The organism is Halorubrum sp. AJ67 (assembly GCF_000513435.1).
Genome location: NZ_CBVY010000002.1, coordinates 87,232 through 88,771 on the forward strand (window position 1 = coordinate 87,232; position 1,540 = coordinate 88,771).

A 1,540-nucleotide genomic window follows, 5' to 3' on the forward strand; every position below is an offset into this window, starting at 1 on the left:
CGCCCGACGGCGAGTCGACGGGTGACGTTCTCCTTGACGACGGTGTCGTACGTCTCCGGCGGCGTCTCGTGGATCCCGTCGCCGCCGCGCACCGAGCGCTCCGTTTCGACGGCGAGGTGGAGCAGCGGGACGCAGTCGTTCAGGGCGTTCTTCAGCCCGTTCATCGCGTTCGTGTCGCCCGGTCCGGGGACGACGCAGGTGGCCGCCATCCCGCCCTGCTCGCTCGTCTCGGCGTACCCCCACGCCTGATGGGGGACGGCGGTCTCGTGGCGGGCGACGACGAACCGCGCGTCGCGGTCGGCAAGCGCCCGGTTCAGCGGGAGGGTCTGTTTCCCGGGGATACCGAAGACGGTGTCCACGCTGCGGTCGAGCATGGCGTCGACGACCGCCTCGGCGACGGTCGGATCGTCGTCGGCGGGTTCGTCGCGATCGCTGTCGACCTCGTCGTCGCGGTTGGCGGGGTCGTCCGCGTCCATACCGCGAACTCGACCGAACAGGTGTTGAATACTTCGGCCTGTAGTTATTTCATCTGACGGTTCCATGTGATATGTATGCGTTTACCAGAGACGCGCGATCTGTTCGCGAGGGAACTCGATTTTCCGGCGTCACGGGTCACCGTGTTAGAGCGGGTGGGGAACACGGAACTGTCGCCGCCGGACGGTGAGAGCACGACGATACGGGAGATCGTCGAGCGGTCCGAGGTGACGGAGTTCGACTCGGCCGACGACCTCTACGACACGCTGATGTCGCTGGTCGGGCCGCAGTTCGTCGGCCGCAGGTACTACGACGACCGCGGTGGCATGCCGGGGGACGAGGAAAACGAGGTGAGTTTCTGATGTCCGTCACGCTCGTTTCGGGGGTCAACGGCGTCGGTCTCTCCAGCGTCTGTCAGGCGGTCAGGCGCGGACTCGGGGACGGATACAAGCTGATCAACTTCGGCGACGCGATGCTCGAACAGGCGGCGGCGATGGGGATCACGACCGAGCGGGCCCAACTCGGCACGCTCTCGCAGACCGAAACCCGCCGCCTCCAGCGTCGCGCGGGCGAGTTCGTCGCCAGAGAGGCGGCGACGACGAACGTTATCCTCTCGACGCACCTCGCGGTCGAAACCCTAGACGGCTACGTCCAAGGGCTCCCCGTCGAAGTGCTCCACGACGTCTCGCCGGACGCGTTCGTCCTCGTCGAGGCGGAGCCGGAGACGATTCTCGAACGCCGGCGCGAGAGCGACCGCGACCTCGACGGAGTCACGGAACGGAAGATCGACTTCGAACAGGACCTCAACCGGTCGGCGGCGCTCCAGTACGCGAGAGATCAGAACGCGCCCGTTCAGTTCATCGAGAACGAGGGCGAGCTCGAAGACGCGGCCGAGCGGTTGGCGGACGCGCTCTGACGCCCTCCGCCCCGGTTCGGCTAGAACACGGAGCGATGGGAGGGCCCCGCCCCGCGGCCTACTCCGCGACGTTCGTCTCGCGGACGCGGACGCCCTTCCGGCCGAGGTGGCGCATCTGCCGCTGCGCGAACTCCTCCTCGCTCGACCCGC

Annotated in this window: 2 protein-coding genes and 1 pseudogene; 2 read left to right on the forward strand and 1 reads right to left on the reverse strand. The window is 67.5% G+C overall.

Features of this window, described 5'->3' with window-relative positions:
- Positions 1-476 (reverse strand): annotated as a pseudogene (locus BN903_RS02510) (thiamine pyrophosphate-binding protein); the annotation flags it as partial.
- Between the two features lie 75 nt (positions 477-551).
- Here BN903_RS02510 and BN903_RS02515 point away from each other — a divergent pair.
- Entirely contained in the window at positions 552-836 is a 285-nt protein-coding gene (locus BN903_RS02515; protein WP_048076240.1) for a hypothetical protein, read from the forward strand.
- Positions 836-1,390, forward strand: coding sequence for an adenylate kinase (locus BN903_RS02520; RefSeq protein WP_048076241.1), 555 nt, complete (start codon positions 836-838; stop codon positions 1,388-1,390). The genes BN903_RS02515 and BN903_RS02520 overlap by 1 nt, the downstream gene beginning before the upstream one ends.
- The last annotated feature ends 150 nt before the right edge of the window (positions 1,391-1,540 follow it).